This window comes from Methanococcus voltae, assembly GCF_017875395.1.
Taxonomy (GTDB): Archaea; AGJL01; Methanococci; order Methanococcales; family Methanococcaceae; genus Methanococcus; species Methanococcus voltae_C.
Genome location: NZ_JAGGMO010000006.1, coordinates 62,088 through 78,952 on the forward strand (window position 1 = coordinate 62,088; position 16,865 = coordinate 78,952).

Here is a 16,865-nt window from a genome sequence, read left to right on the forward strand (position 1 = left end):
TTAATTTAAATTCTCTTTTGCCCATTTTTCGCCTGCTTCTAATACATTAACGTTCATAGGTATTAATTTAGGCTTTTTAGCAAACGTTTTTTCAATTGCACTAACAAAAGTCTCTTTTGTTAATCCTGTTGTATTTAATGCCATGATTACGCCCAACATAACCGTGTTCATAGCTCTTTCATTACCCATTTCTCTTGCAAGTTTTAAAGCAGGTACGCTTATAATTTTAACATCTTTTGGAACTTCCAAATTTAATTCATTGATATTTCCGATGTTTTCATCACATAATATGATTCCGCCTTCTTTTACATCTTTTGCAAAGCTTTCTAATGACGGCCTATTGAATGCAACCAATAAATCAGGAGCATAAACTACTGGTGAACCGATATCCTTTCCAGAAATTACAACGGAACAGTTTGAGGTTCCACCTCTTTGTTCTGGACCGTATGAAGGATACCAAGACACATTGTTTCTTGAACTACAAGCTGCTTCTGCAAGAGTTAAACCCATGCTTAAAACACCCTGACCACCGAATCCTGCAATTTTAACGTGTTTTTCATTGAACTCTGGGTCATATATAGCATTTTCTGCACCGTTCTCAACTTCAAATATGTTATTCAAAGATTCAGTTGAGAAATCACTTTCTGGTCTGTTATAAGGTACTGCTTCATCGTAGTTATCCCTATATACGCCCAATGGGAATTCTTTTTCCATTTGCTCGTTTATAAATTCTTCTGCCATTTTACTATTTTGTTTTAAGTTAGTTGGACAAGGGCTCAATATTTCAATGAATGAATAACCTTTTCCTTCTTTTTGGATAGTTAAAGCTTTTTTAATGGATTGTTTTGCTTTCCTAATGTGTCTAATGTCTGATACGGACACTCTAGCAATATAAACCGGTGCTTTTAAATTATTTAATAATTCACACATGTGAATTGGGTATCCCGTATAATCTGGATCCCTACCGTTTAAACAGGTGGTTGTTTTTTCTCCAATTAAAGTTGTTGGTGCCATTTGACCGCCAGTCATTCCATAAACAGTGTTGTTTACGAAAAATACTGCCATCTTTTCGCCCCTATTTGCAGCTTGCATTGTTTCGTTTAAACCGATTGAAGCAAGGTCACCATCTCCTTGATAGGACAATACGATGGAATTATCCTGAGCTCTTGATACACCCGTACCAACTGCTGGAGCCCTACCGTGTGCTACTTGAATGTTTCCGCAGTTAAAATAATAATAGGCAAATACAGCACAGCCCACAGGACTAATCATTACACATCTGTCCATTATATCTAGTTCTTCCATTGCTTCGCCGATTAATTTATGTATAATTCCGTGACCACATCCTGCACAGTAGTGGGTTGCTGTTGGTGCTGAACCGCCTTTTCTTGGGAATTCTTCTAAAAGCCCTTTTGGGTTTCTTATTACTTTTTCGTTAGGTGTTTCGCACATATTTTCTGTGTTTGTCTTCATAATTTCCCCTAATTATTCATTCGTTATATTATTTAAATTAAATTGTAAATATTCTTGTTTTATCAGCTTATAATTGTAATATAAGTCTAATATAAGTCTAATATACTATAATATAAGTTTAATATAATATACCATAATATAATTATATTATAATTAGAATTATTTCCTAATTTCTACCATTATTTTTTCAATATCCATTAATTTACCGCCCATGCTGTTAACTAAAGATACTGGTTTATTGCATTCAATAGCAAGTTTTATATCTTCCATCATTTGTCCGTTACTCATTTCAACTGAAATAAATCTTGTTTCAAACTCTTCTCTATCTGCTAATTCTTTTAATCTATCTTTTGGGAATGGATATAATGAAATAGGCCTAAATAATCCTACTTTTAAACCTTCCTGTCTTGCAGTATCTACAGCACTTTTCGCGATTCTACTGCTGATTCCGTAAGATACTAAAATAATTTCAGCATCTTCAACCATATATTCGTCGTAAAGTACTTCGTTAGCCTCTACTTTAGTGTATTTTTCTTGTAATTTGTAGTTAAATTCTTCCAACTGATCAAAATCTAAGAAAATTGAAGTTACTAAATTATCCATTGTATCTTCTGTTCCACATACTGCCCAGGATTTATCTATTTTTGGCTCAACTGCTGTTTCAGGGAATTGTAACGGCTCAACCATTTGACCTAAAACACCATCTGCTAAAACTACAACTGGATTTTTGTATTTTGTTGATAATTCGAATGCTTTCATTGTAAAGTCGCACATTTCCTGAACTGAATTTGGTGCCAATACTATGTTTCTATAGTTTCCGTGACCGCCACCTTTAACAACCTGGTTGTAATCACCTTGTTCTGGACCAATGTTTCCTAAACCAGGTCCTGCCCTCATAATATCCACGATAACGCAAGGAAGTTCCGCACCGGCTAAGAATGAGACCCCTTCTTGTTTTAAACTGATACCCGGACCTGATGAAGCTGTAAGGACTCTGTGTCCTGTTGAAGCTGCACCATAAACCATGTTAATAGCCGCTTCTTCTGATTCAGCTTGTACGAACTTTCTTCCTACCATTGGGAAGTATTTTGAAGCTTCGTGTAATATTTCACTTGCTGGAGTGATTGGGTATCCAAAATAACAGTCACATCCTGCGTACATAGCCCCGATAATTACTGCTGTGTTTCCTTTTATTAATTGAGTAGCCATATTTTACCTCTATGCAATTAATTAAATTATAATTGTTTAAATCGTATTTTTATATAGTTTAATTTAATATTTTGTAATATGTAGTTTATTTTTTAGTTTATTTTTTTAATTCAATTTTAATTCAATTTTAATTTATATTTTTTCTTATTTTTTACATTTAAGTGGTATGTGCACTTCAATTGCTAAAGGCTCTGGGCATGTGTAGTAACAGTTAGCACAACCTGTGCAACCTTCGCCAGTGTATTTTACAAAATGGTAGCCTCTTTCGTTGAACTCTTCGCTCATGTAAAGTACGTCTTTTGGACAAGCGATGATACATCTTTCGCACGCTTTACATTCTAATGTATTTATAACAGGGTATGGATTACTCATATTTTCACTCTTTAAGTTAGTATAGTAATTTTTAATATTTTTAATATTTTTAATATTCTTTAATTTAATTTATCATATTTAATCATTATAATTAATTTCAAGATATAATATAAAACCATTATATATAAATTTTAAGAAAATAAAGTTCATATTTCATGATTTTTTCAAAGTTAGTCCATCTTAAATGGGTTAAAAATTAAAATACTAAAATACTAAAATATTAAAAATAAAATTTTTAATTTATTTATTGTATTTTATTTTTTTATTATTAATTTATTTTTTTAGTTATTCGTTGCATAAATCCTTGTCTTTATGCCTTATACAGTTTCTTCTTATTTTTCCACTTATTGTTTTTGGCAATTCTTCCACAAATTCAACGATTCTTGGATATTTGTACGGTGCGGTCGTACTTTTAACGTGATTCTGCAATTCTTTCATCAAATCGTCTGAAGCCGTGTAGTCTTTTGCAAGAACGATTGTAGCTTTTACAACCTGCCCCCTAACTGGGTGAGGTACACCGGTTATTGCACACTCTAAAACTGCAGGGTGTGTCATTAAAGCACTTTCTACCTCGAAAGGACCTATTTTATATCCTGAACTTTTGATTATATCGTCTGTTCTACCTACAAACCATAAATAACCGTCTTCATCCTTCCAAGCTGTGTCACCGGTATGGTACACACCGTCATACCAAGCTGCGTTTGTTTTTTCTTCATCGTGGTATCCTGAAAACATCCCTACAGGTTTATTTTCTCTATCGGTTAGTACTACTATTTCTCCTTCTTCACCGATGTCACATTCTTCTCCAGCATAGTTTAACAATTTTATATTGTACATAGGTGATGTTTTACCCATAGAACCAGGTTTTGGCTCCATACCTGGGAAATTAGCTATTACTGCAACTAATTCGGTTTGTCCAAATCCTTCCATCAATTTTAAACCGGTGTATTCATAAAACTTATTATAAACTTCAGGGTTTAAAGGCTCTCCTGCAGTTACGGCATATTTTAAAGTTGAGAAATTATATTTTGTAAGGTCTTCTTTTATTAAAAACCTGTATACCGTAGGCGGTGCACAAAATGTAGTCACACCATGCTTTGAAGCTTTATCAAGCATGTGTTTAGCGTCAAATCTCTCATAGTCATAGACAAATACTGCTGAACCGCATATCCATTGACCGTAGAGTTTACCCCATAAACACTTTGCCCAGCCAGTATCTGCTACGGTATAGTGTAAACCATCTTCTTGGACATTTTGCCAGAATTTAGAAGTCAATATATGACCTAAGGGGTACAAATAATCGTGTTTTATTAATTTTGGGAACCCTGATGTACCTGATGAGAAATAACCTACCATTGTGTCTCCGTTTTCTGTTTCACAGTCCTTTGGCCTAACAAAATCTTCAGAAGTTTTTTCAAATTCTTCTCTGAAATTAAGCCAGTTTTCAACATCTTTATCTCCAACAGAAACTCTCTGAAACTTCAAATCGTCGCTAACTTCATTGTACGCTTCATCTACGTATTGTAAAACGCTTTCATCGTCTATACAAACAACCATCTTCATTTGAGCTTCTTCAACCCTATATACGATGTCTCTTGTTGTTAACATGTGTGTAGCAGGCAATGCCACTGCACCTATTTTATGGAGTGCTAGTATACAAAACCAGAACTCATAACGGCTTTTTAAGGTTAACATTACCACGTCACCTTTTTTTATGCCTTTACTCAAGAAAAAGTTTGCTGTTTTATCACTGTACTTTTTTATGTCCGCAAATGTGTATATTTTTTCGACACCTTCGTCATTGCACCAAACTAAAGCTTTTTTATCAGGATGTTCTTTTGCATACCTATCTACTATATCGTATGCGAAATTAAAGTTTTCTGGCACGTTTATTTTAAAATTTTCCTTAAAATCTTCGTATGATTCAAAATCTAATTTGTTTACATATTCTTTTAATAATGAAACCATAAATTCACCTTTTATATATTAATTTAATCAAAATTAATTAATATTAATGAGATTAATAGGATTAATTAAATTAATTTAAAAAATGAAGATAGTATTGACTATTAATATTTTTAAATATATTGATACTTAGATATTACCTATTTTATTTTTAAATATCTTATACTATCCATCTTCCTTTAAAATTAATTTTTAATCTTTTAATCGTTTTTTCCGTTTGTTTTTTTATGTTCTATTTTCTATTTTTTTATTTTTTTATTTTTTATTTCATTCGTGTTTATACAAGTAAATCTAAAAATTTAGCTTGTTTACCTTCTAAAGCTTCCATTGCGTGTTCATATGTTGAATCAAAGAACATTGAATCGCCTTCATTTAATACAATTTCATTATTATTAATGTAAACTTTAAGCACACCCTCAAGTACGTAGATAAATTCCTGACCCAAATGTGAGTTATCTGATGGTCTTGTGCCGTCTTCTCGCGGATCTACAGTTACTATGAACGGTTCTGCTTTTTTATGTGTTAAATTAGATGCTAAATTCTCGTATTTGTATTCTTTACGCCTATTTACTATTACGCCTTGATTCTTACGTGTTACGGAAAATATGTGCATTTTCGTATCCTTACCAGTCAGTAGTAGACTTAAATCTACATTAAACTTATGTGCTATTTCGCATAGCATGCTCGCTGGTATGTCAGCGTCGCCATTTTCGTAGGCACGATACTGTTCTGAAGTTATATGCAAATATTCTGCCATTTCATCAATGCTAATTCCTGTAATATCTCTAAACTCAATAATCCTTAAAATAATATCTTTAATATTGCTTTTCATTATAATCACCATTTGGTTTTGGTTTGTTTTGATTGTCTATTGTCTATGTTTATTTTATGTTTCTATGTTTATTTATGTTGATTAATCGATAACAATTGTAGTATACTATATATGTACCGTATATTTGGATAATATAGTATATTGCCATCTATGAATATAATAAAAAATATAGTATAAATAATTAATTATTCGGCAATTACTAAGTATTTGGTATTAAATTAGTATCTAGTCAGTATTTAAATACTGCAGAATTTAAAATAAAAAAATAACGAATAAACTAAAAATAATAAATGATAAAATAATAATAAAATAATAATAAAATAATAATAAAATAATAATAAAAAAGTTAAATTAACTTAGAATTAAATTAGTAAAGTGGTATAACCATTTTTACGCCGTTTATGTCATGTATGCCGGCTTCGACACCGTACACTTTTTCGATACTTTCACTATTAATGGTTTCATTGCCACCTTCTGCGTAAATATTACCATCTTTTAAAAGTAAAAATTTATCCGAATACTGTAAAGCAAGATTTAAATCGTGCATAACAATTATGGAGGTTATATTTTGAGTCCTTGAGATATCTTTAATAATTTTCATAACTTCAAGCTGATTTTTAAGGTCTAAATTGTTTGTAGGTTCATCTAATAAAATTACTTTAGGTTCTTGAACCAATGCTCTTCCGATGATCACTTTTTGTAATTCCCCGCCGCTTAATTCATTCGTGTTTCTTAAAGCGTGCTTTTCAAGATCCAAAAGTTTTAAAACTCTCTCGGTTATTTCTATATCATTGTTTGAAACTTCCCATTTTATGTGTGGTTTTCTACCCAATAGTAAAGTATCAAATACGGTCATATAATTACCTTCTGACCTTTGTGGGACATACCCAACTTTTTTGGCAAGATCTAACCTACCCAATGTATCCAAACTGTTATTATCAATCATAATGGTTCCTTTTTTAGGGCTTATGATTCTGTTTATACATTTTAATAAAGTACTTTTTCCAGCACCGTTTACGCCCAATATTGAAACCACTTGTCCTTCATCTACGTCAAATTGTATATTTTCAAGTATTTTAGAACATTTGTATTTAAATTCTACCCCATCTACTGAAACTATCATATCAATCTCCCAATAAAAAAATTTTGACATTTCTTATTTGTTATTTCCCATGCTTTAAATTTTAAATTTTAATTTTTTAGTTTTAATTTTAACCATACTGTTAATTAACTCAATAGAATTAACTTAATATTGAATTCAATTAAAGTTAAGTTATAATGTTATAAGTATAAGTGTAATAACTATTATTGTATATTATACATTAATACTTTTTATAATTTTGTATTACGAACAATACATAAAAATAATAATAGTAATATCCTTAACATAAAATATAATAAAAGGTAATAAAAAGATAATCAAAAGTAATAAAATAGAATAAAATAGAATAAACTAAAATAGAATAGAATAAAAAATAAAAAATTTAAGTATTACGTTAAGTAGTACCTTAAGTATTAATATTACAGTTATAATTATAAATTTTCAATTAATTCGAGAACCTTTTCTCCAAATTCTTTTGCAACTTGAGGCCCTTTTGCAGTTACGATATTTCCGTCAACTACAACGCCATCATTTGATAATTTTGCCCCTGCTTTTTTCATCTCTTCGATACTTTCATCATCTTCGAAAATAGTTGCATTCTTATCGTTTAAAACGCCTGCATGTGCCAATACTACCGGAGAAATACAAATAGCTGAAACAACTTTTTTATCGTCGTTAAATTCATTTATAAGTTTTAAAAGGGTTTCATTGTTCCACAAATAGTCTCTTGAACCTGAACCGCCCACTATTACGATTGCATTGTAATCTGACGATTTTACATCATCAATTGTTTTATTAGTGGTTATTTTACGCCCCAACATTCCCACGTGTTCGCCTAATTCATTAGAAACTACTTGTGTAGCAATGTTATTTTTACTTTGGAAAACTTGCAACGGTTCGAATAATTCTTCGTCTCTAAAGTCTTTTTGTGCAATTACTAGTAATACAGTCATTTAATCCCTCTTTATTATTTTTATTTTTACAATATGTATATTAATTTATTTTTAAACATTTATTTATGTATTATTATTTCAATTCAGTCCCTATTTTTATTTTTAGCTTTACGTTGAAAATGTATCGGAAATTATATATAGTAATACGATTAACTAATTTTTATTATTATTACCATACTACATATAAAATAAATATTACGAGTTAAACATATAATAGAGAATGGTGAATTATGGACGAAATATACCAAAAAGTTTTAGAATTCCACGGTCACGAATGTCCGGGAATTGCTACAGGATATAGGGTAGCAAAATACGTATTGGAAAACTTCAGTAAAGAATCTGAAGACGAAGAGTTAGTTGCTATTGTTGAAAATAACGCTTGTGGTGTAGATGCTATCCAAGTAATGCTTAGCTGTACCTTTGGGAAAGGTAACATTAAGTTTGTAGACCACGGTAAAATGGCATTTACATTTTACTGCAGAGAAACTGGTAAAGGTTTAAGAATATACGTCAAAGGCGTTGAAAGCGATGAAGAAAGAAAAAAATATAGTTACTATCTTGGAAGAGAATTGAATGAGCAAGAAGCTAAAGAATTAGCAGAATTTAGAAAAGATGTTATTGCAAGAATTCTTAAAGCTGAAACTGATGAAATCTTTAATATTGAAGAAGTAACAATTAAAGAACCTAAAAAAGCAAGAATATACAACTCTTTAGTATGTGAAAACTGTGGTGAATACTTTATGGAAATTAAAGGAAGAACCATTGACGGTAAAGTAGTATGTAAAGATTGCTTTAATAAAATAGTACATATGGAACAATAATAACTCTAATTTTATAATACTATCATTTTTTATTTTATTATGATACCTATTTTCATCAATTGTATCGAAATATACGTAAGTAAAATGATAAAATTTCATAGATAGTTAGTATTACGAATAATTTATTTGTGTTATTATTTCCCATATATTGAAAATAATGATTATTATATAATATAATGCTAAAATTTTGATTACGGAGGGTTATTTTGAAATTACCATCTTTTAAAAATAATTGTAAAAATATATCCAAGTTATCTGTGTTTGCAGTAATTATGGCACTTTTAATGGTAACAGTTAGCATGGCAGGCTGTATCGGAGGAGGTGCAGATGCAAACGTTGCAACTAATGGAACTGATAACGGAGATAAACAAGTTGGCGCGGATGTTTCAGGCGATTTAATAGAAATTGTAGATACGCAGGGAAGAACGGTAAAAGTACCTAAAACAGTGAATAGAATTGTTTGTTCCGGAGCAGGTGCTTTAAGACAAATATCATATTTACAAGCTACCGATTTGGTTGTTGGTGTTGAAACAATTGACCATGACAGCGCTTTTGGTAGACCTTATACTATTGCAAATTACGATACATTTAAAGAATTACCAATCACCGGATTAGGTGGCGGTAAAGACGTAGGAAATGGACCTTACCCAGAAGCTACATTAGTTGTACAACCTGATGTAGTATTCGTAGTAAATATTGATGCTACAAAAGCAGACAGTATTCAAGAAAAATTGGGCGTTCCAGTTGTAGTTTTATCATATGGCGATATAGTAGACTTTAAAGATGAAAAATTATTCACTTCCCTTACATTAATAGGTAAAATATTAGATAGAAGTGAAAGGGCTGAAGAACTCATTAATACATTTAAAGGATATCAAGCAGACTTAACCAAAAGAACTCAGAATATTACTGAAAAACCAACTGTTTATGTTGGAGGTATATGTAATAGAGGTTCACACGGAATAGACAGTACAAAAGGTATTTTCCCACCATTCGAAGCTATAGGTTTACATAACATCGTAACTAAACCAGGACACAGTTTTATTAATCCTGAAACATTGGTTGCTGAAAACCCTGACTTTATATTTGTGGATGAAGGTAGCTTTGAAAACATTGAAAAAGACTATAACGAAAACCCTGAGTACTATGCTTCATTAGGCGCGTTCCAAAATGGAAAAGTTTACTGTACCTTACCATATACATACTACAGTACTAATTACGGTACTGCAATAGTAGATGCGTACTATATTGGTAAAGTTGTTTACCCTGAACAGTTCGCAGATGTTAACCCAGAAGAAAAAGCAGATGAAATCTACACTGCAATCGTAGGTAAACCAGTTTACAGTGACATGGCAAAAACTTACGGCGGATTTGCTAAATTCGATGAACTTGTAAATAAAAATTAAAATAATTAATTATTTACTTTTTCATTAATTATTTTTATATTGGTTAATTAGATAAATTAATAAAATAAATTTAAATAAATTTAAATAAGATTAATAATATTAAATAAGATTAATAAATTTAAATAAAATTAATAAATTTAGTTTAAATTCTTTATGTTAAGAAAAGGGGTATTATGGACTCTAATAATTCAAACGATACAGTAAGTTTGTATAAAAAGAAAAATTTACAAAAAATAATCCTTGGATTAATTTTAATATTATTGTTAATAATCATAAGCATTTACTCGATATGCACGGGAGAATATCAGCTTTCGATTATGGACATAATAAATTCGATATTCGGAAACGGTAGCGTGGCTTCAGATTTAGTTATTTGGAACATTAGAATTCCTAGAGTTCTTGCAGCAACTGTTGCAGGGGTAAGCCTTGCTGTTTCTGGTGCTGTTATGCAGTGTGTACTTAGAAACCCACTTGCTTCACCATATACAATGGGTGTTTCACACGGTGCAATGTTTGGTGCGTGTGTAGCAATTATGTTATTGGGCGTAGGAAGTGCAGATAGTCACGGTTCAATTGTAGTAGATAATTTCCAAGCAGTTTCAGTATTTGCTTTCATTGGCTCATTAATTGGTGTCTTCGTTGTGCTAGGACTAGCAAAATTGCGAAGATTAACTCCAGAATCAATGATTTTAGCCGGTGTTGCAATGGGTTCCCTATTTACTGCCGGTACGACACTATTGCAATACTTTGCAGATGAAATGCAACTTGCGGCTATGGTTTATTGGACCTTCGGAGATTTAGGTCGTGCAGGTTGGACCGAAATAACAATTATGTTTGCCATTGCAGTTATTTCCATGATTTACTTTATATATAAGCGATGGGACTACAATGCCCTTGAAAGTGGGGAAGAAACAGCTAAATCAGTAGGGGTTAACACGGAAAGAACAAGATTATTAGGTATGGTGATGGCATCACTTTTAACCTCTATTTGTGTTTCATTCTTGGGAATAATCGGGTTTATTGGTTTAATCTGTCCTCACTTGGTTAGAATTGCAGTGGGTGGAGATTACAGGTATTTAATACCACTTTCTGCACTAGTGGGTGCAGTAATTGTAACATTCTCAGATTTGATTGCTACAACAATTATTTCACCGATAGTATTACCGGTGGGTATTTTAACCTCATTCTTGGGTGCTCCAATGTTCCTTTACTTATTAATGAGAATGTATAAGAAATAAAATAACAAAAAAAATAACAAAATTTATTTTTTTATATTTTTAATTTTATACATTATATTTTAGTTATTTTTTATATTTTAGTTATTTTTTATATTTTTAATTTTATTTTTAAGTCTAATATCAGATTTAGACTTAGTTTTAGATTTAGTTTTATTTTAATATTCTATTCTTTAATGCAAAATACGCAAATTATATAAACTTATTTTATATAGATATAATTATATTTTAATAGTGGTATTTCACAAAAATAGTTTTAATTTAAGTTACGACAAAAATTATTCTAATTAATAATATTATTAATATCATATAGTATCATATACTGATAAAATTTTATGGTGAATAAATGAGTAAAGAAACACAAAAAGTCAAAAAACAGGATAAGGACATATCATTAAATGACATGGATAGCTTGGAATTCTCCGAATGGTATGGTGAAATCTTAGAAACTGCTAAAATATACGATTTAAGGTACCCTATTAAAGGTTGCGGAGTATATTTACCATACGGATTTAAAATAAGAAGATATTCATTTGAAATACTTAGAGATTTGTTAGATACTACAAACCACGACGAAACACTATTTCCTATGTTAATACCTGAAACTTTACTTGCAAAAGAAGGCGAGCACATCAAAGGATTTGAAGATGAAGTATTTTGGGTAACACACGGCGGTAAAAACGAATTAGATGTTAGATTAGCTTTAAGACCTACATCAGAAACAGCTATTTACCATATGATGAAACAATGGCTTAAAGTTCACACTGATTTACCATTTAAATTATATCAAACCGTTAACACATTCAGATACGAGACAAAACACACAAGACCTTTGATAAGACTTAGAGAAATCATGACCTTTAACGAAGCACACACCGCTCACAGCACCAAAGAAGAATGTGAAGCTCAGGTTAAAGAAGGAATGTACGTATACAGTACTTTCTTTGAATCTCTCGCAATCCCAGTCTTAATCTCAAAAAGACCAGAATGGGACAAATTCCCTGGTGCAGAGTACACAACCGCTTACGATACCATATATCCAGACGGAAAAACTATGCAAATCGGTACCGTACACAATTTAGGTCAACATTTTGCTAAAACCTTTGACTTAGAGTTTGAAACTGCAGAAGGAGAAAAAGATTACGCTTACCAAACTTGCTACGGTATCTCTGACAGAGTTATTGCTTCAATTATTGCAATTCACGGCGATAAAAACGGACTCGTAATTCCTCCAAAAGTTGCGCCTGTTCAAATTGCAATGGTTCCTTTATTATTCAAAGGCAAAGAAGAAATGGTTCTTGAGAAAGCTAATGAATTATACGACAAATTGAAAAAGTTCGTAAGAATTGAGTTAGATACAAGAGATATTAGACCAGGACGTAAATTTAACGATTGGGAATTAAAAGGTGTTCCATTAAGAATCGAATTAGGTCCAAGAGACTTGGAAAATGACAAAGTAATGATATTTAGAAGAGATACAAACGAAAAATTCGATGTAGCTATTGAAGACTTAAATGCAGAATATCTCGCTGATTTAATGGAAACAGTGACATCAGATATGGCTAAAAAAGCTTATGACGCATTCTTAGGGCATATTGAAATATTGAGTATCGAAGGTATTGAAACTGAAGCATTAGCTGAAACCATCCAAGAAGCTTTAAACAATAGAAAAGTTGTATTAATTCCATTCGCTGAAAAATTGTACAATGAAGAATTTGAAGAGCAAATTGGTGCTTCAATACTTGGAGAATGCGAATTTGAAGGAACAAAATATATTTCAATTGCAAAAACATACTAAGTATGTTAATTATATGTTAATTATATGTTAATTATATGATAATATGTATCAATAGATTATTTAACATATAACTCTCTTTAATTTTAAATCAAAAGTAATATATTAGTTTAAAAATATAGATTATTATATAATACAAAGTACAGTATATAACAATAAATAAAATTTATAAGAAATTATTTAAAAATAGTTCAAAATATTTAAAAAAATTATTTAAAAAGACAGCGGGTGATTTTACAATGTCTGAAGAATACAAATACATGAAAGGTACTACAACAGTGGGTATTGCTTGTACTGATGGCGTAGTATTGGCAACAGATAAAAGAGCGACAATGGGAAATCTTATTGCAGATAAAGAAGCTAAAAAATTGTACCCTATCGATGAGTATATTGCAATGACAATTGCAGGTAGCGTTGGAGATGCTCAGTCACTTGTAAGAATTATATCCGCAGAAACAAAAATCTACAAAATGAGAACCGGTAACAACATGTCACCTTTGGCTTGTACAACCTTAATGAGCAATGTTTTACACGGAAACAGACATTTCCCATTAATGAACCAGCTCATTGTTGGCGGTTACGATGTTTGTAACGATGAACCACAATTATATTCACTTGATGCAGTAGGTGGTATTAACGAAGAAACAACCTTTACATCAACTGGTTCAGGTTCACCTACCGCTTACGGTGTTTTAGAAGCTGAATACGCTCCTAAAATAAAAACAGCAGGTGCTTTAAAATTAGCTGTAAAAGCCATATCCTCAGCTATGAAAAGAGATGCTTACTCAGGAAACGGAATTTCACTTGCTAAAATCGATAAAAACGGGGTAAAACTATACTCTGAAAAAGAAATCGAAGCCATTTTGAAAAAAACAGAAAAGAAATAATGAAATAATGAAATAATGAAATAAGAAATAAGAAATAATTAAATTTATTTTTTTAATTTTATTCTTCTTTTTATTCTATTTTAGTACATTCTATTATAATGTAGTATATTTTATTTTTAAATTTAATTTTAAAGTCAATATTAATTTTTAATAATTATCTACTCATTTTTTCACAAATTTTTTGGAACATTAACTCGGTAGGATCCTCTAAATCAGCCACTTTATTTTTAACGCCGATATTAGTTATTGCATAATCGATAATCTCGCTTAAATCGGTTGTATGAACCATGTTGCCCTTTTCGGTTAAATATTCATCTACACCGAGCAAAGTTTCTGGATAGCATGAAATTGTAGGAATACCCATTACCGCAGCCTCCCTATTCATTGTACCGCCCGCTCCTATCATCATGTTTGAAAAATGCAATAAGGAAAGTGCGTCTATAGTCTTAGGAATAATAATATTGTCATATTTTGAATAAACTTCCCTTTGTCTCCTAGTTCTTGGAAATACAACAATATTGCAACCTATTTTGTCAAGTAATTCTTCAATGATTTTTGGTAACAAATCCGTTTTTCCCGTGCAGTATGAAGAATTAGGACATGAACGTAACACGATTGTTGGTAATTCTCTATCAATATCTAATTCATAGAGTATAGCGTTATCAATCGGATATTTATCACTTTTAGACCGGGAATTTACATTTGCAACTTCACAGGTACCTTCAAACGATATAATATTGTTTATATCAAAATAAGAAATATTATTATGTTTTTGTATTTCATCTAACTTATTTTTTGTACCTATTGGACATATTAATTCGTCTATCAAGGGCAAAGTTAATTTATTTTGAGCTAAAGCTGTTTCGTTGTCCAAAACGAATATAGACGGTATATTTAATCCAAAAGAAACCCGGGGAAGTTCTACGGAGTGTTTAGCTATAGCTACCTTAGGCATATTTTCTTCCCTTGAAATGAATTTTGTAAGCTCCATTATCCGGTTTGTAGAATTTAAGAGCTTTCCACTTAAAGTACTTGAATGTTCCCCGAAAGAAATGTATTCATAACCGTAAATGTTTATTAAATCTTCTAAACTTTGAAATTTACGGGCTGTTAGTATATATTCTAATCCTTCTTTCTCTAACTTTTCTATTAGCCTTGAAAAGTAATGTATATGAGGGGAATTTGTTAAATCAATCCATACGTCAGTAGTCATTAAATCACCGATACTACATATAATAAACAATAAATCTGATAATATGATATAATATAATGTATATGTACAACATGAATACATGAATTATACAACATGTATAAATTTAGAAATTATTCGTAATTATTTACTAATTCAAAAATAATATATCCTAAAACCTAAAAATCAGAATAAAATTTTACAAATCTTTAATTTATAATTTTAATTTATAATTTATAATTTTTAAGTTATAATTATTAAGTTATAAGTATTATGCTATAAGTTTAAGTCTATGATTATGTACAATCCTCAATTTTAAATACTAAAATACTTTAACACGTTTTTAAAATATATTTTTAATAAAATAAATAGTATTGTTTATATATAATTATTTTCATTTAATACATATATCATAAAAAAAATAAAAATAGTATTAATTTTAGTTTTACGTGAAAAAATGGCATTTGTAGGAATAGACCACGGCACATCTGGCGTAACAACCTGTATCGAATACAATAACGGGGAAAAGAAATTCTTTAAGTTAAAAAGAACCGAACTTAAATCAAAATCAAAATCATACATAGAAGAATTAAAAAAGTATGTGGATTTAAAGGAAATTAAATTAATGGGTGTTTGTTATTCAATGGGGGACGGAATAAATAAAATAACAGACATACAAAAAGTTTTAAATCGAGGAGTTTTAAATCTTGAAGGAATCGGCGAAAAAGTGGGCGGGGGCACTATCGTATATGATGAAATAAAAGATTCTGGAATACCTGCGGTTTTAATACCTGGATTACATAAAAACATTGCTTCAATGGATAAAAGATTCAATGCACTCTACTCACATATTGCTTCACCTGAAAAAATATCTATTGTATACAATGCTTTTAAAACTTTTGACTACAGTGATTTTGTACTTTCGGATATTTCCTCAAATACTGTGACTTTGTTAATAAAGGACTGTAAAATATTTGGGGGCTTTGACGCTTGTGTTGGTGCTTCAGGTATTTTGCACGGTCCTTTAGACTTAGAATTAATTAGGGAAATTGACTTAGGTAAAATTGACGCCAATAGTGCTTTTTCAAAGGCCGGAGTAGTTAAAATTGCTAAATTATACGAAGGCGTTGAAGATACCAAAAAAGCCATAATGGGAAGATACAATATTGATGAAAACTGTAAGTTGGCACTTGATAGCCTTGTTTTAAGTGTTTGTATGGAGATAAATTCCTTAATGTTTTTAAATCCGTCAAATAAAGTTGTTCTAGCAGGTTCAATTGGAACATGGAAAGATGAAAAGGAAAATATCGATGTATCAATTATGATAGATGAAATGTTAAATAAAAATAAAGAAATTAAAAATAAGGATAACGTTAATAACATTAGTAGTAAAAAAATAGACATTTCAGTATTAGATGGCGAAAGTGCTGCAGAAGGAAGTGTTTTAATTGCAAAAGATATCTACAATGGTGCAAAAGATATTTTAGGCATAGAAATTGACTATTAAATATTATCCATTATAAATAGATATAATTGATTTAAACCTTATTATTTTTTATTTTTAGCCATATTATTCTATTTTAACATGTTTTTTAATATTTTTTAAAAATTTGAAAAAGAGAAAGT

Annotated in this window: 14 protein-coding genes; 6 read left to right on the top strand and 8 right to left on the bottom strand. The window is 30.5% G+C overall.

Annotated features, from left to right (window positions below; all coding sequences use genetic code 11):
- The 7 genes from J2127_RS06915 to J2127_RS06945 all read right to left on the bottom strand — a co-directional run bounded on the left by J2127_RS06915 (position 1) and on the right by J2127_RS06945 (position 7,906).
- Positions 1–1,473, bottom strand: a complete 1,473-nt coding sequence (locus J2127_RS06915; protein WP_209732837.1) for a 2-oxoacid:acceptor oxidoreductase family protein — start codon at positions 1,471–1,473, stop codon at positions 1–3.
- Between the two features lie 159 nt (positions 1,474–1,632).
- The gene (locus J2127_RS06920) at positions 1,633–2,682 is read right to left on the bottom strand and encodes a 3-methyl-2-oxobutanoate dehydrogenase subunit VorB (protein WP_209732838.1); all 1,050 of its coding nucleotides are present in this window, start codon (positions 2,680–2,682) and stop codon (positions 1,633–1,635) included.
- A 144-nt stretch (positions 2,683–2,826) separates the two neighbouring features.
- Positions 2,827–3,054 (bottom strand): 4Fe-4S dicluster domain-containing protein, encoded by a 228-nt coding sequence (locus J2127_RS06925; RefSeq protein ID WP_209732839.1) that lies wholly within the window; start codon positions 3,052–3,054, stop codon positions 2,827–2,829.
- A 285-nt stretch (positions 3,055–3,339) separates the two neighbouring features.
- Positions 3,340–5,022 carry an AMP-binding protein gene (locus J2127_RS06930; RefSeq protein ID WP_209732840.1) on the bottom strand — a complete coding sequence of 561 codons (1,683 nt, stop codon included), beginning with the start codon at positions 5,020–5,022 and terminating at the stop codon, positions 3,340–3,342.
- Positions 5,023–5,296: 274 nt separating this feature from the next.
- Positions 5,297–5,851 carry a helix-turn-helix domain-containing protein gene (locus J2127_RS06935; protein WP_209732841.1) on the bottom strand — a complete coding sequence of 185 codons (555 nt, stop codon included), beginning with the start codon at positions 5,849–5,851 and terminating at the stop codon, positions 5,297–5,299.
- 367 nt (positions 5,852–6,218) lie between these two features.
- A complete protein-coding gene (locus J2127_RS06940) occupies positions 6,219–6,974 on the bottom strand; it encodes an ABC transporter ATP-binding protein (RefSeq protein WP_209732842.1) in 756 nt (251 codons plus the stop codon).
- A 410-nt stretch (positions 6,975–7,384) separates the two neighbouring features.
- Entirely contained in the window at positions 7,385–7,906 is a 522-nt protein-coding gene (locus tag J2127_RS06945) for a DJ-1/PfpI/YhbO family deglycase/protease (RefSeq protein ID WP_209732843.1), read from the bottom strand.
- A 230-nt stretch (positions 7,907–8,136) separates the two neighbouring features.
- Here J2127_RS06945 and J2127_RS06950 point away from each other — a divergent pair, with 230 nt between their 5' ends.
- From J2127_RS06950 to psmB, 5 genes are all read left to right on the top strand, one after another.
- On the top strand, positions 8,137–8,727 hold the full coding sequence (locus J2127_RS06950) for an FmdE family protein (protein WP_209732844.1): 591 nt from the start codon (positions 8,137–8,139) through the stop codon (positions 8,725–8,727).
- 206 nt (positions 8,728–8,933) lie between these two features.
- Entirely contained in the window at positions 8,934–10,133 is a 1,200-nt protein-coding gene (locus J2127_RS06955) for an iron ABC transporter substrate-binding protein (protein WP_209732845.1), read from the top strand.
- Positions 10,134–10,306: 173 nt separating this feature from the next.
- Complete coding sequence (locus tag J2127_RS06960; protein WP_209732846.1) at positions 10,307–11,371, top strand: FecCD family ABC transporter permease; 1,065 nt, start codon at positions 10,307–10,309, stop codon at positions 11,369–11,371.
- 409 nt (positions 11,372–11,780) lie between these two features.
- Entirely contained in the window at positions 11,781–13,166 is a 1,386-nt protein-coding gene (gene proS, locus J2127_RS06965) for a proline--tRNA ligase (RefSeq protein ID WP_209732886.1), read from the top strand.
- Between the two features lie 236 nt (positions 13,167–13,402).
- Entirely contained in the window at positions 13,403–14,050 is a 648-nt protein-coding gene (gene psmB, locus J2127_RS06970) for an archaeal proteasome endopeptidase complex subunit beta (protein ID WP_209732847.1), read from the top strand.
- A gap of 154 nt (positions 14,051–14,204) precedes the next feature.
- On the opposite strand, the gene J2127_RS06975 is transcribed toward psmB, so the two are convergent.
- Complete coding sequence (locus tag J2127_RS06975) at positions 14,205–15,263, bottom strand: DUF354 domain-containing protein (RefSeq protein WP_209732848.1); 1,059 nt, start codon at positions 15,261–15,263, stop codon at positions 14,205–14,207.
- 433 nt (positions 15,264–15,696) lie between these two features.
- Between J2127_RS06975 and J2127_RS06980 the strand changes: the two genes are divergently transcribed.
- Positions 15,697–16,746 carry a methanogenesis marker 12 protein gene (locus J2127_RS06980; RefSeq protein ID WP_209732849.1) on the top strand — a complete coding sequence of 350 codons (1,050 nt, stop codon included), beginning with the start codon at positions 15,697–15,699 and terminating at the stop codon, positions 16,744–16,746.
- Positions 16,747–16,865: the final 119 nt, after the last annotated feature.

Bases quoted from the DNA above. Each gene is read 5' to 3' on its own strand.
- J2127_RS06935 (WP_209732841.1), bottom strand. From the start codon at position 5,851: ATGAAAAGCAATATTAAAGATATTATTTTAAGGATTATTGAGTTTAGA.
- J2127_RS06960 (WP_209732846.1), top strand. From the start codon at position 10,307: ATGGACTCTAATAATTCAAACGATACAGTAAGTTTGTATAAAAAGAAA.
- J2127_RS06930 (WP_209732840.1), bottom strand. From the start codon at position 5,022: ATGGTTTCATTATTAAAAGAATATGTAAACAAATTAGATTTTGAATCA.
- J2127_RS06920 (WP_209732838.1), bottom strand. From the start codon at position 2,682: ATGGCTACTCAATTAATAAAAGGAAACACAGCAGTAATTATCGGGGCT.
- psmB (WP_209732847.1), top strand. From the start codon at position 13,403: ATGTCTGAAGAATACAAATACATGAAAGGTACTACAACAGTGGGTATT.
- J2127_RS06940 (WP_209732842.1), bottom strand. From the start codon at position 6,974: ATGATAGTTTCAGTAGATGGGGTAGAATTTAAATACAAATGTTCTAAA.
- J2127_RS06975 (WP_209732848.1), bottom strand. From the start codon at position 15,263: ATGACTACTGACGTATGGATTGATTTAACAAATTCCCCTCATATACAT.
- J2127_RS06915 (WP_209732837.1), bottom strand. From the start codon at position 1,473: ATGAAGACAAACACAGAAAATATGTGCGAAACACCTAACGAAAAAGTA.
- J2127_RS06945 (WP_209732843.1), bottom strand. From the start codon at position 7,906: ATGACTGTATTACTAGTAATTGCACAAAAAGACTTTAGAGACGAAGAA.
- J2127_RS06950 (WP_209732844.1), top strand. From the start codon at position 8,137: ATGGACGAAATATACCAAAAAGTTTTAGAATTCCACGGTCACGAATGT.
- J2127_RS06980 (WP_209732849.1), top strand. From the start codon at position 15,697: ATGGCATTTGTAGGAATAGACCACGGCACATCTGGCGTAACAACCTGT.
- J2127_RS06925 (WP_209732839.1), bottom strand. From the start codon at position 3,054: ATGAGTAATCCATACCCTGTTATAAATACATTAGAATGTAAAGCGTGC.